This window comes from Micromonospora haikouensis (genome assembly GCF_900091595.1).
Lineage (GTDB): Bacteria > Actinomycetota > Actinomycetes > Mycobacteriales > Micromonosporaceae > Micromonospora > Micromonospora haikouensis.
This window is the reverse complement of record NZ_FMCW01000037.1, coordinates 20,671-44,745: the sequence shown is the minus strand read 5'-3', so window position 1 is coordinate 44,745 and position 24,075 is coordinate 20,671. Positions and strand designations below refer to the sequence as shown.

General features: G+C 72.5%; 20 protein-coding genes, 1 tRNA gene and 1 other RNA gene. 10 read left to right on the top strand and 12 right to left on the bottom strand.

Annotated features, from left to right (window positions below; translation table 11 throughout):
- Positions 1-14: 14 nt before the first annotated feature.
- The 3 genes from GA0070558_RS28580 to leuA all read left to right on the top strand — a co-directional run bounded on the left by GA0070558_RS28580 (position 15) and on the right by leuA (position 3,733).
- Entirely contained in the window at positions 15-914 is a 900-nt protein-coding gene (locus GA0070558_RS28580; RefSeq protein ID WP_256092175.1) for a hypothetical protein, read from the top strand.
- Between the two features lie 84 nt (positions 915-998).
- Positions 999-1,574 (top strand): nitroreductase family protein, encoded by a 576-nt coding sequence (locus GA0070558_RS28575; protein WP_091285415.1) that lies wholly within the window; start codon positions 999-1,001, stop codon positions 1,572-1,574.
- Between the two features lie 398 nt (positions 1,575-1,972).
- Positions 1,973-3,733: a 2-isopropylmalate synthase gene (gene leuA, locus GA0070558_RS28570; protein WP_091285412.1), complete on the top strand. Its 1,761-nt coding sequence runs from the start codon at positions 1,973-1,975 to the stop codon at positions 3,731-3,733.
- A 69-nt stretch (positions 3,734-3,802) separates the two neighbouring features.
- On the opposite strand, the gene GA0070558_RS28565 is transcribed toward leuA, so the two are convergent.
- Positions 3,803-5,197, bottom strand: a complete 1,395-nt coding sequence (locus GA0070558_RS28565; protein WP_176734416.1) for an MFS transporter — start codon at positions 5,195-5,197, stop codon at positions 3,803-3,805.
- A gap of 148 nt (positions 5,198-5,345) precedes the next feature.
- Here GA0070558_RS28565 and GA0070558_RS28560 point away from each other — a divergent pair, with 148 nt between their 5' ends.
- Together GA0070558_RS28560 and GA0070558_RS35065 are read left to right on the top strand one after the other, a co-directional pair.
- Positions 5,346-6,005, top strand: a complete 660-nt coding sequence (locus GA0070558_RS28560; protein ID WP_077937959.1) for an HNH endonuclease family protein — start codon at positions 5,346-5,348, stop codon at positions 6,003-6,005.
- Complete coding sequence (locus GA0070558_RS35065; RefSeq protein WP_077937958.1) at positions 5,987-6,319, top strand: hypothetical protein; 333 nt, start codon at positions 5,987-5,989, stop codon at positions 6,317-6,319. Before GA0070558_RS28560 ends, GA0070558_RS35065 begins: the two co-directional genes overlap by 19 nt.
- Before the next feature lie 101 nt (positions 6,320-6,420).
- On the opposite strand, the gene GA0070558_RS28550 is transcribed toward GA0070558_RS35065, so the two are convergent.
- The 9 genes from GA0070558_RS28550 to ffs form a co-directional block, all read right to left on the bottom strand.
- Entirely contained in the window at positions 6,421-7,524 is a 1,104-nt protein-coding gene (locus GA0070558_RS28550) for an ABC transporter ATP-binding protein (protein ID WP_091285404.1), read from the bottom strand.
- The gene (locus GA0070558_RS28545) at positions 7,521-8,588 is read right to left on the bottom strand and encodes an ABC transporter ATP-binding protein (RefSeq protein ID WP_091285401.1); all 1,068 of its coding nucleotides are present in this window, start codon (positions 8,586-8,588) and stop codon (positions 7,521-7,523) included. The genes GA0070558_RS28550 and GA0070558_RS28545 overlap by 4 nt, the downstream gene beginning before the upstream one ends.
- A 69-nt stretch (positions 8,589-8,657) precedes the next feature.
- Entirely contained in the window at positions 8,658-9,620 is a 963-nt protein-coding gene (locus GA0070558_RS28540) for an ABC transporter permease (RefSeq protein WP_091285397.1), read from the bottom strand.
- Entirely contained in the window at positions 9,617-10,621 is a 1,005-nt protein-coding gene (locus tag GA0070558_RS28535; protein WP_043964889.1) for an ABC transporter permease, read from the bottom strand. Before GA0070558_RS28535 ends, GA0070558_RS28540 begins: the two co-directional genes overlap by 4 nt.
- Positions 10,622-10,699: 78 nt before the next feature.
- The gene (locus tag GA0070558_RS28530) at positions 10,700-12,364 is read right to left on the bottom strand and encodes an ABC transporter substrate-binding protein (protein ID WP_091285394.1); all 1,665 of its coding nucleotides are present in this window, start codon (positions 12,362-12,364) and stop codon (positions 10,700-10,702) included.
- 236 nt (positions 12,365-12,600) lie between these two features.
- On the bottom strand, positions 12,601-13,194 hold the full coding sequence (gene recR / locus GA0070558_RS28525; protein ID WP_091285390.1) for a recombination mediator RecR: 594 nt from the start codon (positions 13,192-13,194) through the stop codon (positions 12,601-12,603).
- 14 nt (positions 13,195-13,208) lie between these two features.
- A complete protein-coding gene (locus GA0070558_RS28520; RefSeq protein ID WP_218107122.1) occupies positions 13,209-13,517 on the bottom strand; it encodes a YbaB/EbfC family nucleoid-associated protein in 309 nt (102 codons plus the stop codon).
- 110 nt (positions 13,518-13,627) lie between these two features.
- On the bottom strand, positions 13,628-16,180 hold the full coding sequence (locus GA0070558_RS28515; RefSeq protein WP_091285382.1) for a DNA polymerase III subunit gamma and tau: 2,553 nt from the start codon (positions 16,178-16,180) through the stop codon (positions 13,628-13,630).
- A 131-nt stretch (positions 16,181-16,311) separates the two neighbouring features.
- Positions 16,312-16,401, bottom strand: an RNA gene (ffs, locus tag GA0070558_RS28510) — signal recognition particle sRNA small type.
- 82 nt (positions 16,402-16,483) lie between these two features.
- On the opposite strand from ffs, the gene GA0070558_RS28505 reads away from it, so the two are divergent.
- A tRNA-Ser gene (locus tag GA0070558_RS28505) sits at positions 16,484-16,568 on the top strand.
- Between the two features lie 234 nt (positions 16,569-16,802).
- Here the strand turns inward: GA0070558_RS28505 and GA0070558_RS28500 are convergent.
- Together GA0070558_RS28500 and GA0070558_RS28495 are read right to left on the bottom strand one after the other, a co-directional pair.
- Positions 16,803-17,348 (bottom strand): PIN domain-containing protein, encoded by a 546-nt coding sequence (locus GA0070558_RS28500; protein ID WP_091285378.1) that lies wholly within the window; start codon positions 17,346-17,348, stop codon positions 16,803-16,805.
- Positions 17,345-18,442, bottom strand: coding sequence for a helix-turn-helix domain-containing protein (locus GA0070558_RS28495; protein WP_091285373.1), 1,098 nt, complete (start codon positions 18,440-18,442; stop codon positions 17,345-17,347). The genes GA0070558_RS28500 and GA0070558_RS28495 overlap by 4 nt, the downstream gene beginning before the upstream one ends.
- A 295-nt stretch (positions 18,443-18,737) precedes the next feature.
- Here GA0070558_RS28495 and GA0070558_RS28490 point away from each other — a divergent pair, with 295 nt between their 5' ends.
- From GA0070558_RS28490 to GA0070558_RS28475, 4 genes are all read left to right on the top strand, one after another.
- Positions 18,738-20,402 carry an FG-GAP-like repeat-containing protein gene (locus tag GA0070558_RS28490; RefSeq protein ID WP_091285369.1) on the top strand — a complete coding sequence of 555 codons (1,665 nt, stop codon included), beginning with the start codon at positions 18,738-18,740 and terminating at the stop codon, positions 20,400-20,402.
- Between the two features lie 180 nt (positions 20,403-20,582).
- Positions 20,583-21,197, top strand: a complete 615-nt coding sequence (locus GA0070558_RS28485; protein ID WP_091285366.1) for a hypothetical protein — start codon at positions 20,583-20,585, stop codon at positions 21,195-21,197.
- The gene (locus tag GA0070558_RS28480) at positions 21,194-21,796 is read left to right on the top strand and encodes a hypothetical protein (RefSeq protein WP_077937948.1); all 603 of its coding nucleotides are present in this window, start codon (positions 21,194-21,196) and stop codon (positions 21,794-21,796) included. The genes GA0070558_RS28485 and GA0070558_RS28480 overlap by 4 nt, the downstream gene beginning before the upstream one ends.
- A gap of 135 nt (positions 21,797-21,931) precedes the next feature.
- Positions 21,932-24,010: an NACHT domain-containing protein gene (locus GA0070558_RS28475; protein WP_091285363.1), complete on the top strand. Its 2,079-nt coding sequence runs from the start codon at positions 21,932-21,934 to the stop codon at positions 24,008-24,010.
- Positions 24,011-24,075: the final 65 nt, after the last annotated feature.

Sequence of the window (24,075 nt, the reverse complement as noted above, 5' to 3'; positions counted from 1 at the left end):
CGCAGAATGACCCGGTGCACGCCCACCTCCGCGCGGCCCGGCGTCCGACCGGCGTCCCCACGCCCACCCCGCCGGCCCCACACCGCACCGGCATCCCCGCGCCCGTCCCGCCGGCCCGGCGGCTGACCGGCGTCGCGGCGCTCGCCGTCCTGCCGGCCCTGCTCGCCGCCTGCGCCGACGATCCGGCCCCCGCGCCGGCCCCGCCGACGCCCACCGACCCCGCGCCCGCCGCCGCCGACGCCGCCCGCGACGAGCTGGCCGCCCTGGCCGCGGCGGCCCAGGACCGGAGCTTCACCGCCCGCTACACCCTGGCCGACGGCACCGGTTCCGACCGCTCGATCGTGGTGACCAGCGCCGCCGACGGCACCTGGCGGGTGGACGTGCCGGGCGGGGCGCTGGGCGGCACGGCGGACGTGTCGCTCGCCGCCACGGCCGACGGGCTCTACCAGTGCGGCCTGCCGTCGGCGGGCCGGCCGGAGCCGGCGAGCTGCGTACGCCTCGGCGACCCGACGGACGCCGTCCCGCACCGGCTGGACCCCCGGGTGCAGCACCCGTTCACCGACTGGCTGGAGGTGCTCACCGACCGGCGGGCCCCGCTCGCGGTCTCCCCGGCCCGGCCGCCGCAGGGGGCGAGCGGGTCCTGCTACTCGGTCGACACCACCTCGGCCTCGTTGAACGCCCCGCTGGACGTCGGCATCTACTGCTACGCCCCGGACGGCACCCCGACGGCGGTGCGGACCACCGGCGGCACGCTCGTCCTGGCCGGGCCGGCCGGCCCGGGGCCCGCGACGGTGCAGCTGGCCGGCCCGGTCACCGACGGCGAGCCGCTCGGCGTCGCCGCGCCGGAGCCCACGGCGGAGTCCTCGCCGGAGTCCCCGCCGGAGCCGGCTCCGTCTGGCACGGCAACGCCCTGACCGGCCGTCCGTTACGGGTGGCTCCGGCCACATTCACCCGACCCGCATTACGGGGCAAAAAGTCCGATACGGGATGCTTCATCCATGGCTGACCTGACCCCGCTGCTCGCGTTCCGCTGGAGTCCCCGGGCGTTCGACCCCGCCGCCACGCTGACCGCCGACGAGGCCGCCTCGCTGCTGGAGGCGGCCCGCTGGGCACCCTCGGCGGGCAACGGCCAGCCGTGGCGGTTCGCCCTCGGCCACCGGGACGACGAGACCTGGAAACGCATCCTGGTCAACCTCCCCTCCGACGACCAGCCGTGGGCCCGGCACGCCGCCGCCCTGCTGCTCGGCGCCCACCTCACCGCCGGCACCACGGCAAGCGGCACCACCGTGACCGGCGTCGCCCGCGACGCCGGCACCGGCGCGGCGTACGACCTGGGGCAGGCGGTGGCCCACCTGACCGTGCAGGCCACCGCGCTGGGGCTCTACGTGCGCCAGATCGCCGGCTTCGACCACACCGGGCTCGCCGCCGACCTGGACCTGCCGGCCGGCGTCCGCCCGCTGGTGGTGGCGGCGGTGGGCCGACTCGGCGACCCGGCCAGCCTGCCCACCGCGCTGCGGGCACAGGAGGTCGGCCTGCGCCGCCGCCGGCCCCTGGCCGACCTGCTGCTGCGCTGAGCGTCGACGATTGCCGGCCCGGGCTGGGCCGAGCGTGACGCCAGGCTGGGACGGGACCCGGCCGCCCAGCGTCCGGTGGCACCGCGTCCGAGCAGCAGGAATCTCGACCGGTTGCGACTCCCGTCTCAATCTACGGACCGGCCTTCCCACCCCCCGTCCCATCACGTAGGGTCACTCTGTCATGTGGCGGGCGTACCTTCTCCTTGGTCGCCGCGACGAGGCCTGACCGGCCGGCACCTCGTCGCGGAGTCGAAGCGCGCCGTCCAGCAGATCCGAACCTCCCGTCGGCGCCCCGCGCCGGCCCCGGCACCGTCGCCGCACCGGCCCAGCCGCCGCTGCCGCACCGTCGCCGGCCTTCCGATTGCTGACGCCACCTGACTCAGGGGGAACACTCCGCCATGGCTCAACCCGCCACCGCCTCCGACACCGACGCTGATCCCTTCGCCCGGCAGCGCCCCAGCCGGATGCCGCACCACCGCTACCAGCCCTACCAGCAGCAGTTCCGGATCGACCTGCCCGACCGCACCTGGCCGACGCGGCACGTCGAGGCCGCGCCCCGCTGGTGCGCCGTGGACCTGCGCGACGGCAACCAGGCCCTGATCGACCCGATGTCCCCCGAGCGCAAGCGCCGGATGTTCCAGCTGCTGGTGCAGATGGGCTACAAGGAGATCGAGGTCGGCTTCCCGTCGGCCAGCCAGACCGACTACGACTTCGTCCGGCAGCTCATCGAGCAGGATCTGATCCCCGACGACGTGACCATCCAGGTGCTCACCCAGTGCCGGGAGCACCTGATCGAGCGGACGTTCGAGTCGCTGCGCGGCGCGAAGCGGGCGATCGTGCACTTCTACAACTCGACCTCCACGCTCCAGCGTCGGGTGGTCTTCGGCCTGGACCGGGACGGCATCACCGACATCGCCACCAGCGGCGCGCGGCTCTGCCAGAAGTACGCGGAGATCCACACCCCCGACACGGAGATCTACTACGAATACTCTCCGGAGTCGTACACGGGCACCGAGCTGGAGTACGCGCTCCAGGTCTGCTCGGCGGTGATCGAGGTGATCAACCCGACCCCGGACCGCAAGCTGATCATCAACCTGCCGGCGACCGTCGAGATGGCCACCCCCAACGTGTACGCCGACTCGATCGAGTGGATGCACCGCCGCCTGCCCCGCCGCGACAGCCTGGTGCTGAGCCTGCACCCGCACAACGACCGGGGCACCGGCGTGGCCGCCGCCGAGCTGGGCCTGCTGGCCGGCGCGGACCGGATCGAGGGCTGCCTGTTCGGCAACGGCGAGCGCACGGGCAACGTCGACCTGGTGACGCTGGGGCTCAACCTGTTCTCCCAGGGCATCGACCCGATGATCGACTTCTCGAACATCGACGAGGTCAAGCGGGCCGTCGAGTACTGCAACCAGCTGCCGGTGCACGAGCGCCACCCGTACGCGGGCGACCTGGTCTACACCGCCTTCTCCGGCTCCCACCAGGACGCCATCAAGAAGGGCTTCGACGCCCTGCACGCCGACGCGGCGGCGGCCGGGGTGCCGGTCGACGACTTCGCCTGGGCCGTGCCCTACCTGCCGGTCGACCCGAAGGACCTGGGCCGCACCTACGAGGCGGTCATCCGGGTCAACTCGCAGTCCGGCAAGGGCGGCGTCGCGTACATCATGAAGAGCGAGCACCAGCTCGACCTGCCCCGCCGCCTGCAGATCGAGTTCTCCGGCGTGGTCCAGCAGGTCACCGACCACGGCGGCGGCGAGGTCGACCCCGGCACCATGTGGGACATCTTCGCCGGGCACTACCTGGTCGACCACCAGAGCGACCCGGCGCTGACGCTGGCCGGCTACGCCATCGGCACCGTCGACGGCAAGGTCGAGATCGAGGCCCGGGTCGGCGTCGGCGGGTCGGACACCCGGTCGCTGACCGCCGTCGGCAACGGCCCCATCGACGCGTACGTCAACGCGCTGGAGTCGGTGGGCGTGGCGGTACGGGTGCTCGACTACCACGAGCACGCGCTCTCCTCCGGCGGCGACGCACAGGCCGCCGCGTACGTCGAGTGCGAGGTGGACGGTCGCACCGTGTGGGGCGTCGGGGTGGACGCGAACATCGTCACCGCCTCCGTGAAGGCGGTCACCAGCGCCGTCAACCGCGCCCGCGCCTGAGGTGCAAGGAAGGGCCCCCTGTTAACGCATTCTGCATAACAGGGGGCCCTTCCTAACGAGCGCTGCCGCTCACCTGGGGCGGTGGATCAGCAGGCCGGCCATCGCCGCGCCCGCCAGCAGCCCGCCCGCGCACCAGAGCATCGCCCCCCGGAACGCGTCGGTCAGGGCCGCCGCCTGCTCGTACCCGGTGCCGCTCAGCCCGACCAGCAGCGGCAGCGCGGCCACCGCGAGCAGGCCGCCGGCCCGCGACGCGGCGTTGTTGAACCCGCTGGCCACCCCGGCGAACCGGTCCGCGACGGCGGCCAGCACCGAGGCGGTCAGCGGGGCCACCACGAGGGTGAGGCCGAGGCCGAAGAGGGTCACCCCGGGCAGCACGTCCGTCCAGTACGACGCGCCCGGGGACACCCCGCGCAGCAGCAGCAGGCCGAGCGCGGCCACGACCGGCCCGATCGTCAGCGGCAGCCGGGGCCCGATCCGGGCCGACAGCGCGCCGGCCCGCGACGAGCCGACCAGCAGCAGCACCGTCATCGGTACGGTGGCCAGGCCGGTGAGCATGGCCGACCAGCCGACGACGTTCTGCAGGTAGACGGAGAGAAAGAAGGTGAACCCGCCGAGGGCCGCGTACACCACCACCGTGAAGACGTTCAGCACCGAGAAGAGCCGGCTGCCGAACAGGCCGGTGGGCAGCATCGCGGTGTCGCCCCGGCGGCGTTCCACCAGCACGAACGCCACGGCGGCGAGCACGCCGACCAGCACCGACGCCAGCACCGGCAGCGAGGTCACCCCGCGGGCCGGTGCGTCGATCAGGGAGTACGTCACGCCACCGAGGCCGAGCGCGCCGAGCAGCGCGCCGGCCACGTCGAACCGCCGCCGGCCCGATCCGGTACGCGAGGCGTCGACGTCGCGGCTCTCGGGTGCCCAGCGCAGCGCGGCGAGCACCACCGGCACGGCCAGCGGCAGGTTGATGAAGAAGATCCACCGCCAGGACAGGGCGTCGATCAGCCAGCCGCCGACGAACGGGCCGAGCGCGGTGGAGACCCCGGCCAGCCCGGACCAGGTGCCGATGGCCCGGCCCCGGTCGTCGGGGTGGAAGCTGGACTGGAGCACCGACAGCGAGCCGGGGGTGAGCAGCGCGCCGCCGGCGCCCTGGAGGAACCGGGCCGCGATCAGCCAGCCGGTGCCCTGGGCCAGGCCGCACAGCGCGGAGGCGACGGCGAACCAGACCACCCCGAGGAGGAAGACGCGCCGCCGCCCGAAGCGGTCGCCCAGCGCGCCGCCGAGCAGCACGAACGCGGCCAGCATCAACAGGTAGCCGTTGACGGTCCACTGGAGACCGGCCACGGTGGCGCCGAGGTCCGCACCGAGGCGGGGCAGTGCGACGTTGACCACCGTGCTGTCCAGGAAGACCATGCCGGAGGCGAGGATGGCGGCGAGCAGGGTGCCCCGGCCGGCGGGGGTGCCCATCCGGAGCGCGGGAGCGTGGGGCGGTGTGGGTGCGGTCACGGGTACCAGTGTTCCTCCGGCCGATTTGCCGGACGCCACGAATCATGGAAACGGTGCCGGGGTACTGTGCGCAATCGCCGGGAGCCCGCAAGCTGGAGAGGTGTCGTCTGTGCGTACCAGATCAGGACGTCGCGCGGCCGTGGTCGCCGCGCTCGCCGTGGCGCTGGCCGTCGCGACCGCCGGCTGCGAGGTGGTCGACGAGCCGGAGGCCGCGCCCAGCGGCGGCGGGGGCAACGTCGGGCAGATGCTCGACCAGCTCACCGTGGCGAGCGCCGCGTCGATGAAGGGTTACAGCCGCAGCCGCTTCCCGCACTGGCGGGACACCGGCAAGAACTGCGACGTACGCGACAGCGTGCTGAAGCGCGACGGCAAGGACATCCGGTTCTCCGGCTGCAACGTGGTCGCGGGCCGCTGGGAGAGCGTGTACGACGGGCGGACGTTCACCGACCCCTCCGACGTGGACATCGACCACACGGTCCCGCTGGCCAACGCGTGGCGCTCGGGTGCCGACGAGTGGGACGACGCCAAGCGGGGCGACTTCGCCAACGATCTCACGCGACCGCAGCTCATCGCCGTTTCGGCGTCCTCCAACCGGTCCAAGGGTGACCAGGATCCGTCGCAGTGGAAGCCGGCGAACCGGTCGTACTGGTGCCAGTACGCCGAGGACTGGGTGACGGTGAAGCACCACTGGCGGCTGACGGTGACCAGTGCCGAGAAGGCCGCCCTGTCGGACATGTTGGGGGGCTGCACATGGGCGAGCAAGCCGTGACGGGCGAGGCCGGGGCGGCACCGGCACCGGGGCAGGCCCCGGACGCGGGCGCTACCGGGGGCGAAGCGTCGAGCCGTACGGCCGACATCGTGCCCGGCCCCGGCGGCGTGATGACCGACGAGGTCGGCGTGGTGACCGGCGAGCTGACCCTGCGCACCGAGTACGCCGACGGCCAGGTCGCCCTGCGCGTGCAGTACCGGGAGGCCGACGAGTGGTACGCCGTCACCGGCGGGCGGGCCCCGCTGGCCGATCCGGCCGGGCTGGACGCCGTGCACACGATCGCCGTCGGCCTGCTCCACCGCCCGGAGGGCTGACCGGCCGCCGAGCTGAACGCCCGGAGGGCAGACCGGCCACAGGTGTTAACAGGGGCCCCCTGCTATGCAGAATGCGTTAACAGGGGGCCCTTCCTTGCACCTCAGACGTAGGAGCCGGGTTCCGTGGGGGCCGAGACGACCGCCGGGTCCTCGCCCTCGCCCTCGGGCCGCACGATCTGGGCGCTCACCTTGTGCGGGCGCAGCTCGCCGGTGGCGATCCGCTCCGCGAAGTGGCAGGCGACCCGGCTGCCGCCGATCTCCCGCAGCGCCGGCCGCTCGTCGGCGCAGCGGGTCGGCTGGGCCCACGGGCAGCGGGTGTGGAAGCGGCAGCCCGACGGCGGGTTGGCCGGCGAGGGCAGGTCACCGGCGAGCAGGATGCGTTCCCGCCGGTCCTCGACGTCCGGGTCCGGCACGGGCACGGCCGACATGAGCGCCCGCGTGTACGGGTGCAGCGGCTCGCTGTAGAGCCGGTCGCTCGGCGCCTCCTCGACCAGCGCGCCCAGGTACATGACGCCGACGACGTCGGAGATGTGCTTGACCACGGCCAGGTCGTGCGCGATCACCAGGTACGTCAGGCCCAGGTTGTCCTGGAGTTCGTCGAGCAGGTTCACCACCTGGGCCTGGATGGAGACGTCCAGGGCGGAGACGGGCTCGTCGGCGACGATCAGCTCGGGGCCGAGCACGAGGGCCCGGGCGATGCCGATGCGCTGCCGCTGGCCGCCGGAGAACTCGTGCGGATAGCGGGACAGCGCCCACCGGGGCAGCCCGACGGCGTCGAGGGTCTCGCCGATGATCCGCCGCCGGTCGTCGCGGTCGGTGCCGATGCCGTGGGTCTGCAACCCCTCGGTCAGGATCGACTCGACGTTCTGCCGGGGGTCGAGGCTCGACATCGGGTCCTGGAAGATCATCTGCATCCGGCGGCGCATGGTGCGCAGCTTCCCCGCCGCGAGGGTGGTCAGCTCGACGCCGTCGAAGCGGACCTCGCCGCCGGTGGGCGGGGTGAGCTGGAGCAGCGCCCGGCCCAGCGTGGACTTGCCGCAGCCGGACTCGCCGACCAGCCCGTACGTCTTGCCGCGCGGGATGCTCAGGTCGACGCCGTCGACGGCCTTGACGTGGCCGACGACCCGGTCGAGGATCAGTCCCCGCTTGATCGGGAAGTGCACCTTCAGGTCGCGGACCTCGACGAGGATGTCGCTCTCGGTCACGGCTTCTCCTCCTCGCGCGGTGCGGGCACCGGGCCGCCGGTCGCGGGCTCCGGCGCGCCGGCGTCGGTCGCCGCCGGGGGCGGCGTGCCGGGGACCGGGGGCGGGTTGACGCACCGGTAGCTGCGGCCGTCGTAGGTGAGCGTCAGCTCCGGCGGCGCCCCCACGCACTCGTCGATGCGGCGGGTGCAGCGCGGGGCGAAGGCGCAGCCGTCCGGCCAGGCCAGCACGTCCCGCACGGAGCCGGGGATGGGGTTGAGCCGTTCGCCGCGCCCGGCGTCCAGGCGCGGCACCGAGCCGAGCAACCCCACGGTGTACGGGTGCCGCGGCTCGCGGAACAGCGGGCGGCGGCGGGCCGTCTCCACCACCCGGCCGGCGTACAGCACGTTGATCGTGTCGCACATGCCGGCGACCACCCCCAGGTCGTGGGTGATCATCACGAGCGCGGTGCCGGAGTCCCGGACCAGTTCCTTGAGCAGCTCCAGGATCTGCGCCTGGATGGTGACGTCGAGCGCGGTGGTCGGCTCGTCGGCGATGAGCAGCCGGGGCTGGCAGGCCACCGCCATGGCGATCAGGGCCCGCTGCCGCATGCCGCCGGAGAGCTGGTGCGGGTATTCCTTGAGCCGGCGGCGCGGGTCGGGGATGCCGACCCGGTCGAGCAGGTCGGCGGCCTCCTTCTGGGCCGCCTCCCCCTTCATCCCCCGGTGCCGGGTGAGCACCTCGGTCACCTGGAGCCCGATCGGGATCACCGGGTTCAGCGAGGAGAGCGGGTCCTGGAAGATCATCGCGACGTCCCGGCCCCGGATGTCGCGCCGGGACCGGTCGTCGAGCTGGAGCAGGTCCGTGCCGTCGAAGACGGCCCTGCCGCCGACCCGCAGGCCGGGCTGCCTGGGCAGCAGACCCATGATCGCCAGCGACGTGACGCTCTTGCCGCAGCCGGACTCGCCGACGAGGCCGACCACCTCGCCCGCGTCGACGGAGAAGGAGACCCCGTCGACGGCGTGCACGGTGCGCTGACCGCGCCGGGCGAAGGTGACGGAGAGGTCGTCCACTTCGAGCAGTGCCATTATCGGCCTTCCGTTTGCGACTGCGGGGCTCGCAAGCTCACTCCTCGCGCTGCACACACGACAGCCGACCTACTTCCGCAGCTTCGGGTCGAGGGCCTCGCGCATCGCCTCGCCGAGCAGGGTGAAGCCGAGCGCGGTGACGATGATGGCGAGGGCGGGCAGGACGGCGAGCCGGGGCGCGGCGTCGAGGTAGCGCTGCGCGTCGGCGAGCATCACGCCCCACTCGGGGATGGACGCGTCGTTGTTGCCCAGGCCGAGGAACGACAGCGCCGCGGCCTCGATGATCGCGGTGGCCAGGGTCAGCGTCGCCTGGACGATGACGGGGGCGAGCGAGTTCGGCACCACGTGGGTCAGGGCGATCTTCGGCTTCCGCACGCCCAGCGACGTCGCGGCGAGCACGTAGTCGCTGTTCGACTGGGAGATCATCGACCCGCGCAGCAGCCGGGCGAAGACCGGCACGGAGACCACGCCGACCGCGATCATGACGGTGGTGAGGCCGGCGCCGAGCAGCGCGGCGATGCTGATGGCCAGCAGCAGGCTCGGCATGGCCAGCAGCATGTCGACGAAGCGCATGAGGGTGTTGTCGACGGCCCGGCCCCACTTGCCGCCGAGGCCGGCGCTGGCCCCGGCGATGCCGCCGATGAGCGACCCGACGGCCAGGCCGATCAGCGTGGAGACCACGCCGACGAGCAGCGTCTGCCGGGCACCGACGATCATGCGGCTGAACTCGTCGCGGCCGATGTGGTCGACGCCGAACCAGTTGTCGGCCCGGGGGCCCGGGAAGTAGCCGATGTTGTCCCGGATCTCGCCCTTCCACAGCTGGGCGTCGGCCGGGTAGGGGACGAGGAACGGGCCGACGATGGCGATCAGCAGGAACAGGGCCAGGATGACCGCGCCGACGATCGCGGCCGGGTTGCGCCGCAGCCGGCGGAACGCCTCCCGCCAGAGGCTCACGCCGCGCTCGTCGTCCCGGGCGGCCAGCTCGGCGAGCCGGTCGATCTTCTCGCGCTTCTTGCCGGGGCTGATCGTCATCGCACCCTCACCCTCGGGTCGATCACGCTGTAGGAGAGGTCCACGAGGAGGTTCACCAGCACGTACACCACCGCGATGATCAGGATGAAGCCCATCAGCACGGGATAGTCGCGCTGGCTGATCGCCTCGGCGACGAACGCCCCGATGCCGCTGAAGGCGAAGACGGTCTCCGTCAGCACCGCGCCGGAGAGCAGCCCGCCGGTGAGCAGGCCGATCGAGGTGACCACGGGGAGCATGGCGTTGCGCAGCACGTGCCGGCGGCGGACCGTCGACTCGGTGAGGCCCTTGGCCTCGGCGGTGCGGACGAAGTCCTCGTTGAGCACCTCCAGCACGCTGGCCCGGGTGATCCGGACGATGATCGCCAGGGGGATGCTCGCCAACGCGAGGCCCGGCAGCACCAGGTGCCAGAGGGCGTCGGCGGCAGCGTCCCACTCCCGGGTCATCAGCCCGTCGAGGACGAAGAAGTTGGTGATCCGGGTCGCCCCGAGGGTCGGGTCCTGCCGGCCGCTGGACGGGAACCAGCCAAGGTTCTCCGAGAAGAGGGCCTTGAGCACGTACGCGAGGAAGAACACCGGGATGCAGATGCCGATCAGCGAGCCGCCGACCGACAGGTGGTCGAACAGCCGGCCCCGGCGGCGGGCGGCCAGGTAGCCCAGCGGGATGCCGATGCCGATGGCGATGATCATGGCCATCACGGTCAGCTCGACGGTGCCGGGGAACCGCTCGAAGAACTCGGTGACGACCGGGCGCTTGGTGGAGGTCGAGGTGCCCAGGTCCAGTTTGATCAGTCGCCGGACGAACCGGCCGTACTGGATCAGGATCGGCTCGTCGAGGCCGAGGTTGCGGCGGATGGCGGCGCGCATCTCCGGGGTGCCGCGCTCGCCGAGGATGGCGGTCTCGGGGCCGCCGGGCAGCCGCCGGAGCCAGATGAACAACAGGAGAGAGAGCCCGAACAGCGTCGGTATCAGCTGGAGCAGGCGTCTGACGATGAACCGGAACACGGCGGCCTCGAAAGGGGTACGGAGGGCTGCGGGCGGGCGCCGTGGGTAACGGCGCCCGCCCGTGGTCCTTGCGTCAGGTCAGGACTTGAACTCGGCGGTTCCGAACCGCTCGTCGGTGAGCGGGCTCGCCTTGATCCCGGTCACGTCCTTGCCGAACACGATCGCCGGCGGCGAGTGCGAGATCGGCACACCCGGCAGCAGGTCCATGATCGCCTTGTTGAGGGCCTTGTACTTCTCCACCCGGGCCGCCTGGTCGGCGGTGGTGTCCGCGTCCTTGAACTGGGCGAAGAGCTGGGCGTTGGTGAAGCCCCACTCGTCCTTCGGCCGGTCGAAGAACGTGCCGATGAAGTTGTAGGCGTCGCCGTAGTCACCGGTCCAGCCGAGGAAGTGCAGGTCGTGCTTGCTGCCGGAGGTGGTGGCGTTCAGGTAGTCGGGGCTCCACTTCAGCGGGATGGCCTCGACGTTGATGCCGACCGCCTTGAGGTCCGCCGAGAGCAGCTCGAAGATGTCCTTCGGGTTCGGCATGTACGGCCGGGTGACCTCGGTCGGGTAGTGGAACTTCAGCGTCAGGTTCGACGCGCCGGCCTCGGCCAGCAGCGCCTTGGCCTTCTCCGGGTTGTAGTCGTACTTGGTGACGTCGCCGTTGAAGCCCTCGACGGTGTCGGGCATGAAGTTCAGCGCGACCTTCGCGCCCGGGGGCAGCTTCGAGTCGACCAGCGCCTGCCGGTTGAGCGCGTACGCGATCGCCTGCCGGACCTTGAGGTCGGCGAGCTTCGGGTTCCCCTTCTGGTTGATGGCCAGGTAGAGGACGTTGAACGCCGGGCGGGTGAGGACGTTGAAGCCCTCGGTCTTCAGCGGCTCGACGTCGGCCGGGCCGACCAGGTCGTACCCCTGGATGTCGCCGGAGCGCAGCGCCTGCTTGCGCGCGTTCTCGTCGGAGATGGTCTTGAAGATCAGGGTCTTCAGCTTGGCCTTGGTGCCGTAGTAGTCGTCGTTGCGCTCGATGGTGAGCGTCTTGTTGGCGACGTCCCAGGACTTGAACTTGAACGGGCCGGTGCCGGTCGGGTGCTCCGTCGCGTACGGCGGGTACTTGATGTCCTCGGCGGTGCCGCCGACGTTGCTGGCGTCGTACTGCTGGAGCGCCTTCGGGCTGTGGATCGAGAACGAGGGCAGCATCAGCGCGGCCGGGATCTTGCTGGAGACCCGGGTGAACGCCAGGTCCACGGTGGTGGCGTCCTTGGCGGTGCAGGACTTGAAGAGGCTCGGCGGCAGCTCCGGGTCCTCGTTCTTGGCGAAGCCGCCCATGACGTCCTGCCAGTACGCGGTCACGTCGGGGCTCTGCATGAGACCCTTCGCGTTGTACCAGCGGTCGAAGTTGGCGCAGACGGCCTCGGCGTTGAAGTCGGTGCCGTCGTGGAACTTCACGCCGGAACGGAGCTTGAACGTCCACGTGGTGCCGGCGGCGTCCGGGGTCCAGGACTCGGCCAGCCCCGGGGTGACCTTGGTGCCACCCTCCTCCGGCCGGACCAGCGTCTCGAAGACCTGGCGCGCCACGCGCAGCGACTCGCCGTCGCTGGCGAAGCTGGGGTCGAGGACCTTCGGGTCGCCGGCCACGCCGAAGACCATGGTGTCCTTCTTGCTACCGCCGGAGTTGTCATCGCGGTTGCTCTCGGCGCAGCCTGCTACCGCGAGGGCCGCGACCGCGACGGCCGCGACAGCGACCTTCGGCCTGGGTGCACGCATGGGTGCTTCACCTCGTCCTTGGGGGTACGGACAACGTGGTGACAGGGGTCACCGATGGCCGTGACCTTAGCTCCCGTTCGGACCGGCCCGAAACTGCCAGGGCAAGGGTTGGTATCGGATCGTGTCCCAGGCGCGAGACGGCCGAAGAATCTACGGCGAAAAGCGAGTTTCGCCGAACGATCCGAAACCACGATGCCAAACTGTTACGTCGCCCCTGCCCCTGAGGGCACCTGCTGTCAGACCGCCCGGCGCCCCTCGAACGCGCGGCCAAGGGTGATCTCGTCGGCGTACTCCAGGTCGCCGCCCACCGGCAGGCCGCTGGCCAACCGGGTCACCGAGATGCCCATCGGCTTGACGATCAGTGCCAGGTACGTCGCCGTCGCCTCGCCCTCGGTGTTCGGGTCGGTGGCCAGGATCAGCTCCCGCACCGCGCCGCCGCCCAGCCGGGTCATCAGCTCGCGGATGCGCAGGTTGTCCGGCCCGATCCCCTCCAGCGGGTTGATCGCCCCGCCGAGCACGTGGTAGCGGCCCCGGAACTCACCCGTGCGCTCGATCGCCACGACGTCCTTGGGCTCCTCGACCACGCAGAGCACCTCGTCGCTGCGGCGCGGGTCGCGGCAGATCCGGCACTGCTCGGACTCGGCGACGTTGTAGCAGGTGGTGCAGAAGCGCACCAGGTCCTTGACCTTGCGCAGCGCGCCGGCCAGCCGGTTGATGTCGGCCGGATCGGCCGACAGGACGTGGAAGGCGATCCGCTGTGCGCTCTTCGGGCCCACGCCCGGCAGTCGCCCCAGCTCGTCGATCAGGTCCTGGATGGCACCTTCATACATCTGCGTCGGCCGGCTCAGAAGCCGGGCAGGCCGAGGCCGCCCATCCCGCCCGCGACCGGGCCCATCTTCTGCTCCGTCAGCGCCCGGGCGGCCTCGGCGGCGTTGTGCAGCGCGGCGACCACCAGGTCCTCCAGCGTCTCCACGTCCTCCGGGTCGACCACCTTCGGGTCGATCTTGATGCTCTTCACGTCGCCGGAGCCGGAGACCGTCACGGCGACCAGGCCGCCCCCGGCGGTGCCGGTCAGCTCGGCCTCGGCCAGCTCGGCCTGGGCCTTGGCGATCTGCTGCTGCATCTTCTGCGCCTGCTTCAGCATCTGCTGCATGTTCGGCTGTCCACCTGGGCGCACGGATGGCTCCTTCTCGCACTCGTCTGCTCGGCCGCGCCCAGCCTAACCGGGGCGCAGACTGTTGCCTGGCACGGGCGACGCCCGCGTCAGCGGGCGTCCACCTCGTCGATCTTCTCCGCGCCGAACGCCTCCCGGAGCAGCTGCACCGCCTGCTCCTCGCTGGACTGCCGGGCCGTCCGCTCGTCGATCACCTCGTCGAGCGGCTCGTCGCCCGGGTCGAAGCCCTCGTAGGTCGGGGCGGCCGACGCCGCCGGGCCCGGGCGGCCACCGCCGCGCACCGGCCCGTCGAAGTCCGGGTCGTAGGGCGGCTCGCCCGCCCAGTCGGCGTCCGCGGTCTTGCGGGCCCCGTTCTGGGTACGCGGACCGCGGCCGGCCGCCGCAGCCCGCGCGGCGGCGAGCCCGCTGCCGGCAGCGGGAGCCCTGCCGCCCGGGGCGGCGGCACCGTTGGCCGGCGCGGCAGGGGCGGCACCACGCGCGGCGGCTCCGTTGGCCGGCGTCGCCGCAGCGGCACCGTTGGCCGCAGCACCGTTGGCGGCACCGTTGGGCGACGTCGCCGGGGCGGCGGCACGCGCGGCGGCCACCGGGGCGGGCCCGCCGGGCGGGGCCGTTGCCGGCGGCGCGGCGGCGGAGCCACCCGGGCGGGCCGCCTCCGGCCAGTCGTCCCCGGCCGGGGCGCTCGCGGCAGGAGCGGTGGCGGCCCCGCCGGGGCGGGCGGGCTCGGGCCACTCCTCGTCAGCGCCAGCGGCACCGCCGGCCGGGGCAGCACCGCCGCCGGCAGGACCCGGCGCAGCGCCGGGCGACGGGCGGGCGTTCGTGGCGGGCGCGGGGGTCGCGGGCGGGGCCGGGGCGGGGCGGGGCGAGGCGGGGGCGGGCCCCCGGGAGCCGCCGCCCGGCGACACGCCGCCCCGCTCGCCGGCCACCTCGCAGCGCACCTGCCAGCGCCCGCCGAACTCCTCGTAGAGCGCCTCGGCCAGCACCGACGTGTGGTTGCCCATCATCTGCGCGAGCACCGGAGACTTGACGGTCAGCACCAGCGTGTCGCCGTCCACATCACGGACCACCGCGTCGCGCATCAGCGCGGCGGCCGGCTTCTTGATCCGGTTGACCTTCGCGACGATCTCCGGCCAGACCCGGCGCACCGCGACGGCGTCCAGGGCACCCGCCGGAGCCGCGCCGGGGCGGGGCGGGGCGGGGGTCGCCGGGTCGGGCATGACCGCCTCCGGCGGGACCTCCCGCCGGGGCGCGGCCGGGGCGGGAGCGGCCGGGGCAGGGCCTGCGGACACCGGAGCCGCCGCCGCAGCGGCCACGGACGGCGGGGCGGCCGACGGAGCCGGGGCAGCCGCCGGGGCGGCGGACGCCGCAGCCTGCGCCGGGTGCGCGGCAGCCGCCGCAGGCGGGGGGGTCGGCTCGGGGCGTACCGCCGGGGTGGTGGCGGCCGGCGCGGAGCCGGCGGCGGCCGGCGGCAGCTCGACGGCACCCAGGGTGAGCCGGCGCTCCATCCGCTCCAGCCGCTGGAGCAGGCCGCCGGTGGAGTCGTCCGCGCCGGGCAGCAGCATGCGGGCGCAGATCAGCTCCAGCAGCAGCCGGGGCGCGGTCGTGCCGCGCATGGCCACCAGGCCGTCGTGCACGATGTCGGCGCACCGGGACAGGGTCGCCGGGCCGAGCCGCTGCGCCTGGGCGGTCATCCGCTCGATCTGGTCGGCCGGGCCGTCGATCAGGCCCTTCTCGGCGGCGTCGGGCACCTGCTGGAGGACGATCAGGTCGCGCAGGCGCTCCAGCAGGTCCGACGCGAAGCGGCGCGCGTCGTGCCCGGCCTCGGCCACCCGGTCCACGGTCGCGTACGCCGCCGCGCCGTCGCCGGCCGCGAGGGCGTCGCACATCTCGTCGAGCAGCCCCGAGTCGGTGACGCCGAGCAGCGCGGCGGCCCGGGGATAGGTGACCCCCTCCGGGCCCGCGCCCGCGATGAGCTGGTCGAGCACGGAGAGGCTGTCCCGGGCGCTGCCGCCGCCCGCGCGCACCACCAGCGGGAAGACCGCCGGGTCGACGGTCACCCCCTCGGCCTCGGTGAGCTGCTCCAGGTAGGGGCGGAGCGTCTTCGGCGGGATCAGCCGGAACGGGTAGTGGTGGGTCCGCGACTTGATCGTGCCGAGGACCTTCTCCGGCTCGGTGGTGGCGAAGATGAACTTGACGTACTCCGGGGGCTCCTCGACCAGCTTGAGCAGGGCGTTGAAGCCGGCCGACGAGACCATGTGCGCCTCGTCGATGACGTAGATCTTGAACCGGCTGCGGGCCGGCGCGAAGAACGCCTTCTCGCGCAGCTCGCGGGCGTCGTCGACGCCGCCGTGGCTGGCCGCGTCGATCTCGATGACGTCGAGCGAGCCGGACCCGTCGGTGGCCAGCGAGCGGCACGAGTCACACTGCCCGCACGGCTCCGGCGTCGGGCCCTGCTCGCAGTTGAGCGAGCGGGCCAAGATGCGGGCGCTGGAGGTCTTGCCACAGCCGCGCGGCCCGGAGAAGAGGTACGCGTGGTTGAGCCGACCGCTGCGCAGCGCCTGCGACAGCGGCTCGGTGACATGCTCCTGGCCGATGACCTCGGCGAAGGTGCGCGGCCGGTACTTGCGGTAGAGCGCCAGTGTCACGCGTCCCGCCTCCTCTCGACCGAGCCATTCTGCGCCGGTCGGGCGCGGGTGACCACCCACCACCCCGTGCCCCGGCCGGCACTCTGGCCGGCACCTGGCCTGCGGCGTACGGTAGCGGTGCCGGGAGACAAAAAGGCCTCCCGTGCACCCGGCAGAGCTCGCTTATCCTTGCTGCCTTCCGGCCCTGGGGAGGTTCACGAGATACCGCCGCACGGGAGGTGACACCCACCCTACCCGACGCCCGGTCGATCTTCGGGGGGTGGTGGGGTGGCCGGCGCGCGGGGGACCTGTATCCTGTCCCACGGAGGATTCGCCTAGAGGCCTAGGGCGCACGCTTGGAAAGCGTGTTGGGTTAACACCCTCACGAGTTCGAATCTCGTATCCTCCGCTCGCTTGAGCAGGGAAAACTACGTTACGGCCGGCCCCCGGGGGCCGGCCGTAACGTAGTTTGCGGCCAGTCGGCCGCAGAGCAGACGGCCCACCGTGGCCGGGTCGGCCCTCCCGACCAGTCAACGCGAGGTGCCGCGGCTTGGCGGGCCCCAGCGGCCCGAGGACCAGGATCTGGCGGCACCCGCTGTAGCCAACAACGAGTACGACCCAGAGTCAGCATGCGCGAGAAGCGTCAGGTAAGCCCATTCTCGTCCGCCCACCTCGCGAAACCTCCCGGGCCAAACGGAAGGCGGTAGGAATCGCGCATGAGATCGTCGGCCAGTGCTGACACCAGGGGCACCGTAAGAAGCCCCTCGCGGATCGCGTCACACAGCAGGCCCAGAGTGCGCCGGACCTCGACGTTGCGACCTCTGGCCGCATTTCCGGCAACCCGATCGTCGACAACCGCCACGGCGTGCGCCATGGTCTCGGCCAGGGCGAGCACACCGCACTCCCCCACGTTGCGTCCATCGGCACCCACGAGGCGCTGCTCGTAGTAGGCAAACGCGGACAAGTGTTCAGGGGTGTCGAGGGGGATGACTTCGATCCAGTCGGCGTCGAGCACGGCCCGCAGGTGATCATTCTGGACAGCACCGGTCCGCAGCTCGGCCTCGACGACGTCGGGAATCACAACTCGCGCGTCTTTGAGCACAGCCTTGAGAACGCCAAGCCATTGGCTACGGGAAAAGTGACTCAGCGGACCAGTATCGAGAACATATGCACGAGGTTCATCGGTCACGAGGTAACGGCCCAGATCTCGGATTCTGGCGCTTCGGGACGGTCAGGCAGCGATTCTTCGTCGAAGGTACCCAATAGCAGCCCGAGTGCGCGATCGGCCGTTACTGTTTCGCCCCTGTACAACCGAAGGACAGCCTGTTCGTAGGTGCGCGGTAAAGAGATCGGCTCTAGCTCGCGAGGCACGACAAGATTCTTCTCGACAATGTCAGCCTTCTTCGTGCGCACCCCACGAATCTCGTTGACCTGCCTCCCGTCCACGAGCTCAAGTTCGCCGAGTCGCCGCGCGAGGGTGGCCATGTCCACCTGGTAGTGGCTACCAGCACGCACAGCCACGTCGCGCAACGCCTCATCTCCGCCAGCGGACCACTGTGCCCACCGCTCGCGGAGGTCAGCCTCAGGGAGAAGCAGGGCACGCGCGAAGCGGTCAAGTCGCGCCTCCAGCGCGTCGGCCTCGGTCGAGGCAACGCGCCAGTCCGTCGTATACGGGTCTGCGATCAGGTAGTGACCCAGCTCATGGGCGAGCGCGAGTCGGCGTCGGCCAACACGCAGGTCGCCGTTGACGACGCTGACCCCTCCGACTCGGAGCAGCACGGTCCCTGCGTCCGCCCCCTCCCCGAGCGGCAAAGCGAAGGGCAACAGCCCAATGCTGGTGACCAGACGCGACAACTCAAGGACGGGCTCGCGAGCCGAGAGCTTCAGCAGGGAGCGCGCCTTGGCGGCAAGGACGTCCGCTGCGGCCATAGAGGTGGGCAACGGTTGCTGACCAGGCTGCCCGTCCACAAGTTCGGGCACCTCGGCAACAACAAACTCGACATCACGGGCGAGCCGGTCCAACTCATCATCGATAACCTGGGTAGCTACGCCCGACCTCGAAGCGCGGTAGGAGACGATGGAGGGCGGACCGGGTTCCACAAACCATTCCACGCGACGCCGCAACTCTCGCGCAATCGCAACCAGCTCCAGTGCGGTTACCCCTCGCGCTCCCGTTTCGATCTTCGCCAACGAACTTCGCGCCATGCCGACCGCAGCAGCCAACTGAGCCTGGGTCAGTCCGGACTCTGCCCGAGCCTCGGCAACACGCCCTCCTATGCTCACGTGTTCGATATTAGAACATCGGCCGACCGTACGGCAGGTACAGCCATGATCGAAGCGGCGGGCACACCCACACGGCTACGCGGCGCAGCATCTCGGAGTTGAAGACTGGGAGTGCGCGTCTGACAGCGCGCCGCCGGCGACGGGTCGCGCTGAAGTGACGGACCGGGTCGGCCGTTCGGTCGGGTGGGCTGCCCGGTCGGCGGCTGACCTGCCCGTTCGCCTGGTTATGGGCGTTGGTCTATCCCCCTAGCGTGTCGGGGCGTCCAACAACGAGCGGGGGTTTGTGTTGCGTCGGATGACAACACGTCGAAAGACAGCGGCAGGTGTGTCGGCCCTGGCCGTGGTGGCCGGCCTCGCGGTCGGTGCGCCCGCGCGGGCGGCCGACGAGTTCGGCACCATCACCCGGGAGGGCATCGCCCTCCAGTATCACCGGGTGGCGAAGGCGGTGACCCCGGTGAAGGGGACGGGTGCCACCCGGTCCGACTTCGACGGCGACGGCCGCGACGACCTGGCGGCCTCGGGCGACCCCTTCGAGACCAATCTGCCCCAGTATCCGACCGGCGTGGTGGTCGTGCGCTACTCGTCGGCGCCGCAGGTCGACTACTTCTTCGGCGTCCTGTCGTCGGAGGGCGGCTGCGGCTGCTTCGGCACCGCGCTGGCGGCGGGCGACTTCAACGGCGACGGCTACGACGACCTGGTGATCGGCGACTCGGACGAGGTGGACCCGCGCAACAAGACCCACGCGGGCGGGGTCTGGGTCATCCCGGGCAGCGCCTCGGGCCTGGTGGTCGGCGCGGCGGGCCACTTCAACCAGAGCTCGCCGAACGTGCAGGGTGAGCCGGAGAGCTACGACCGGTTCGGTGGCGCGCTCGCAAGCGGCGACATCAACGGGGACGGCCGCGACGACCTGGCGATCGGCGCGTACGGGGAGGCGATCGGGGACAAGGCGGACGCCGGCTCGGTCTACGTCCTGTTCGGCGGGTCGGGTGGACTCACGGCCACCGGCTCCCAGTATCTCCAGCAGGACCAGGCGGCGGTGCCGGGCTCGGCCGAGCGCAACGACCACTTCGGCTTCTCGCTCGCGATCGGCAAGGTCAACAACAACAAGTACGCGGACCTGGTCATCGGCGCGCCGCACGAGAACGACGGCACGTCCTGGAACGGCAGCGGCATGGTCACCCTGATGTGGGGCTCGGCGAGCGGCGTGTCGACCACGGGCGCGACGTCGGTGACCGGCGCGGCGGTGCACCCGGCGACGGGCGACGAGTTCACGATCGCCTGGTACCTGGGCGAGGCCCTGGCGATAGGCGACGTGAACGGCGACGGGCTGGGCGAGGTGATCGCCGGTGCGCCCAGCGCACAGACCCCGGACATCACCGGCGGGCTCATCGCCGCGTTCACGGGCCGGTCCGGCGGCCTGTCCGCCAGCGCCGTAAAGATCATCACGCAGCGCACGGCGGGCGTGCCGGGCGACCCCGAGGGTGAGGACCGCTTCGGTGGCTCGCTCGCGGTCGGCGACGTGACCGGCGACGGCAAGGCGGACGTGCTGGTCGGCGTGCCCGGCGAGGACATCGGCTCGACGGACAGCGCCGGCATGATCACCCTGCTGAAGGGATCCTCCTCGGGCCTCACGGGCACCGGGGCGCAGGGCTTCGACCAGAACCACTCGGTGGTGCCGGGCTCGGCCGAGCGTGGGGACAAGTTCGGCGCCTCCGTCGCGCTGCTGAACCTCGACGGCACCGGCGCGCTGGACGCCGTCGTGGCGTCGACCGGCGAGGAGGTGGCGTCGGACACGGCGGGCTACCCGTCGGGGTCGATCGCCTCGTTCTTCGGGTCCAGCGGCGGGCTCGTGCCGCAGACCACCTCGTGGAGCGGCGCGTCGCTGCGCACCGACCGCGCCTGGCCCCAGCGCTTCGGCCTGCGCATCGCCGGGCCGCAGAGCGACGGCTCGTTCTACTGATCCGGGTACCTCCCGCGCTGGAGGAAGGGTCGGCCCCCGCCCGGGGCCGGCCCTTCTTCCACGTCCGCACCGGCCCGGCGGCCACAGGGGGCGCGTTCGGTACGGTCCGGGGCAGCGCCGGCACGCCACGCCCGGTCGTACACATGTTCTATCCACAGCTTGTGGACGGCGGAGGGTCCGATGAGTTACCAGCTCAGCGCGGTGGTGGCCGATGTCGAGCTGCTCCGCGAGCGGACGGCCGACCTGGACCACGCGGTGCTCGCCGCGCTGCGGCAGGACTTCGCGCTGCTGCCGGTCACCCCGCAGCTCGTGCAGGAGTTGACCGGGGCGCTGCCGGACTTCGCCGCCGGGGAGCCCGGCCCGGAGCAGCCGTTCGAGCTGGTGCTGTCGCCGGCCCTGGCGGGGCTGTTCGCCGGGTGGTCGCGGTCGGGGCCGGTGGCCTATCTGGAGGCGGAGTTCTCGGGGGGCCTCGGCCGGCAGGCGTCGGTGGTGTGGCTCGGCGGCGCGGTGAGCTGGGGGCCGCACTTCGACGACGTGTTGGACGCCCCGCGCGGGCAGTGGCCGCTGAACGCGGCGCTGACCCGCATCGGCGCGGAGCCGGGGCGGTGGCTCGACCCGTTCGCCGAGCTGGGCCTGCACCTGGAGCGGAACACCGCCGGCTGGCTGGCGCACGGGCGGCGCGGACTGAGCGCCGACTACTGGGACGAGCTGGCCGAGGAGTGGGAATTCGGGGAATCCGGCGATCGGCAGCAACCTGAGCGCCCCGGGGCCGTTGTGGACTGGGGGATTCCATGAAATTCAGACAATTCGTTTTCATTGCGACACTGCTCGCGGCTGCCTCGATCGCCGGCAGCGGCGTACGTCCACAGGGTCCGGTCGACGCCGGGGGCGACGCGCGCCCGCCCGGCCCGCCGCCCGACGCCGGCCGGTCGGCAGCAGACGAGGCCGTCGACGAGGTCGTCGACCTCAACGGCCTGACCGACGTCGAGTTCGGCGACACCGAGGAGGAACTGGCCCGGCGCGGGATGCTGGCGTCCGACGTGGACGCGTGCGGGCCCACCCTCGCCGGCCACGGCGCGGTCAGCCCGATCTTCGTCGACGACCGGCTGGTGCTGCTCTGGCTCGACGACCCCGTCCCCACGGCGGAGCGGATCAACGTCCGCACCCCGCAGGGCATCGGCGTCGGCACGCCGGTCGGGGAGGTCCGGGCCCGCTACCGGTCGGTCAGCCCGCTCGACGCTCCACAGCGGACGTACCGGTTCGACGGGCTGCTGGCCCGCAGCGGCGACCGCGCGTACCTCTTCCTGCACGACGGCCGCACGGTCCGGAAGATCATCGCCGGGTACGCCGACTGGGCCCGCCGCCTCTTCGCCGAGGGCTACGGCCCCTGCTGAACCGGGGCCACGGCTCCCGCTGAACCGGGGCCACGGTCCCTGCTGAGCCTAGGGCTCCATCGTCCGCAGGCGGCCTGACCGGCGCGTACCCGATCATGGGTTGTGCGGACGCGGGCCGGACGGTAGAGACGACGCATGCGTCGGGTAACCATGGTCGTCCTCTCGGTGGTCTGCGTGACCCTGCTGGGCGTCGTCACCAACGTCGCCACCGGGGCGCTGCCCGACGGGTGGACGCCGCACCTGTGGCTCGCCTGGCCGGCGCTCGCCGTGGTGGTCGTGGCGGTGATGGTGGTCGAGATCCGGCGGGCCCGGGAGTCCGCGCCGGTCACCGGCGTGGCCGCCGCGCACGCCCGCCGGGTCCTGCTCGACCGGGTACGCCGGTACTGGATCACCAGCGTGCTGGACCGCTCCCTGCACCGCGAGGCGCGCATCCAGCTCGGCGTCACCGCGTCGGCCGACGACCGGCGGTACCCGTGGACGCTGCGGGCCACCCACCGCGACGGCTTCACCGGCGTCCTCGACCAGGGCGCGTCCGTGGCCGGCCTCTTCGAGCGGCTCGACCGCGCCGTGGTGATCCTCGGCGCGCCCGGCTCCGGCAAGACGACCACCCTGCTGGAGCTCGCCCGGGAGCTGGTCGACGGGGCCGGGCGCGACCCGGACGCCCCCATCCCGGTGGTGCTGAACCTGTCGTCGTGGGCCACCCGACGCCTGCCGCTGGAGCAGTGGCTCGCCGCCGAGCTGACCGAGCGCTACGGCATCCCGTCCCGGCAGGCGACCGCGTGGATCGAGGCCGGCGCGGTCCTGCCCCTGCTCGACGGCCTCGACGAGGTCGTCGCGGCCCGCCGCGACGAGTGCGCGGCGGCGATCGCCGTGTTCCACGCCCGGCAGCCGCTCACCCCGATCGCGGTCTGCTGCCGCGAGTCGGAATACCGGGAGCTCCGCACCAGCCTGCCCGTCTACGGCACGGTGACGATCCAGCCGCTGACCCGGCCGCAGATCGAGCGGTACCTGGACCGCTCCGGGCCCGCTCTCGCCGGCCTGCGGGCCGCCCTCGCCGCCGACGAGGGCCTGTGGGAGTTCACCGGGTCGCCCCTGCTGCTCGCCATCATGGGCCTGGCCTACGCCGACGGTCCCGGCCCGACCGACGGCCCCGGCGGTCGCCGCACCCGCCTCTTCGCCCGGTACGTCGAGACGATGCTGCGGCACCGCCCGCACCCGGCGTACCGGCCGGAGCAGGCCGTCCAGTATCTGACGGTGCTCGGCCACCAGTTGCGCAAGCGGCAGCAGACCATCTTCGTGCTGGACCTGGTCGCCCCGACCTGGTCGCCGTTCTGGGCCGGGCGCAGCGCCGACCTGCTCAGCCGGGCGCTGGCCAGCGTCGCCGTGGGCGGGGTGGTCACCCTGCTCGGGGCTGCCCTGATCGGTTGGCCCGGCCTCGTGGTGGGGCTGGCAGCCGCGACGCTGACCCTGCTCGCCCTCGTCCGCGACGAGTACGACGACCTCGAACTGATCGCCTCCCGGGAACGCCGGCCGGAGGACCGGCGGCCCCTCCGGGTCAACTGGGTGACCGACACCGCCGACGAACTACGCGACGTGGCCGGCAACGTCGGCGTCGGGTGGGCGGCCGTGGCCGCAGCACTCCTGGTCGGGCTGGCCTTCGGCCTCACCGACGGGCTGCGCGGCTGGCCGGGCCTGCTCGCCGACTTCGCGCACTGGTTCGGGATGCTGCTGGCCACCCTGCTCGCCCTGGCCTTCACCCGCGCCATGCTGTTCGACCTCTACCTGATCGGCCCGCCCGGCGGCGCGCCGCGCCGCGAGATCCCGAGCCCCGCCCTTCGGCAGCGGCTCCGCTTCGCCGCGACCGGCGCGCCGCTGCTGGGCGTCGTCACCGGCGCCCTCGGCGGGCTGCCCGTCGGCCTGGCCCGCACCGGTGCCGACGGCCTCCGGTACGGGGTGGTCGTCGGAGCGTTCGCCGCGTCGTACCTGCTGGTGGCCGTCGCGCTCGGGCCGCTCACCGAGCAGTGGCTGGTCCGCCGGCGGTTCGCCCGCGACAGCGTCCTGCCCCGGCCGCTGCGGCCCTTCCTCGACTACGCCGTGCAGTGCCTGTTCCTGCAAAACGTCGGCGACGGCTACATCTTCGTCCACCGGGAGTTGCTGGAGTTCTTCGCCGACCGGCTGACCAAGTCCGACGCCCAGATGCTCCCCCGCCCGTGAGATCGGGTTGCGGATAACAGAACCGCGGATCTCGGACAGCAGCGCGTCTCCCCCTGCGGCATCGT

What these genes read in the sequence shown, in the direction of transcription:
- GA0070558_RS28575 (WP_091285415.1), top strand. Translation starts at nt 999, where the DNA reads ATGGCTGACCTGACCCCGCTGCTCGCGTTCCGCTGGAGTCCCCGGGCG.
- leuA (WP_091285412.1), top strand. Translation starts at nt 1,973, where the DNA reads ATGGCTCAACCCGCCACCGCCTCCGACACCGACGCTGATCCCTTCGCC.
- GA0070558_RS28565 (WP_176734416.1), bottom strand. Translation starts at nt 5,197, where the DNA reads ATGGGCACCCCCGCCGGCCGGGGCACCCTGCTCGCCGCCATCCTCGCC.
- GA0070558_RS35065 (WP_077937958.1), top strand. Translation starts at nt 5,987, where the DNA reads ATGGGCGAGCAAGCCGTGACGGGCGAGGCCGGGGCGGCACCGGCACCG.
- GA0070558_RS28545 (WP_091285401.1), bottom strand. Translation starts at nt 8,588, where the DNA reads ATGGCACTGCTCGAAGTGGACGACCTCTCCGTCACCTTCGCCCGGCGC.
- GA0070558_RS28540 (WP_091285397.1), bottom strand. Translation starts at nt 9,620, where the DNA reads ATGACGATCAGCCCCGGCAAGAAGCGCGAGAAGATCGACCGGCTCGCC.
- GA0070558_RS28530 (WP_091285394.1), bottom strand. Translation starts at nt 12,364, where the DNA reads ATGCGTGCACCCAGGCCGAAGGTCGCTGTCGCGGCCGTCGCGGTCGCG.
- recR (WP_091285390.1), bottom strand. Translation starts at nt 13,194, where the DNA reads ATGTATGAAGGTGCCATCCAGGACCTGATCGACGAGCTGGGGCGACTG.
- GA0070558_RS28520 (WP_218107122.1), bottom strand. Translation starts at nt 13,517, where the DNA reads ATGCAGCAGATGCTGAAGCAGGCGCAGAAGATGCAGCAGCAGATCGCC.
- GA0070558_RS28490 (WP_091285369.1), top strand. Translation starts at nt 18,738, where the DNA reads ATGACAACACGTCGAAAGACAGCGGCAGGTGTGTCGGCCCTGGCCGTG.
- GA0070558_RS28485 (WP_091285366.1), top strand. Translation starts at nt 20,583, where the DNA reads ATGAGTTACCAGCTCAGCGCGGTGGTGGCCGATGTCGAGCTGCTCCGC.
- GA0070558_RS28480 (WP_077937948.1), top strand. Translation starts at nt 21,194, where the DNA reads ATGAAATTCAGACAATTCGTTTTCATTGCGACACTGCTCGCGGCTGCC.
- GA0070558_RS28475 (WP_091285363.1), top strand. Translation starts at nt 21,932, where the DNA reads ATGCGTCGGGTAACCATGGTCGTCCTCTCGGTGGTCTGCGTGACCCTG.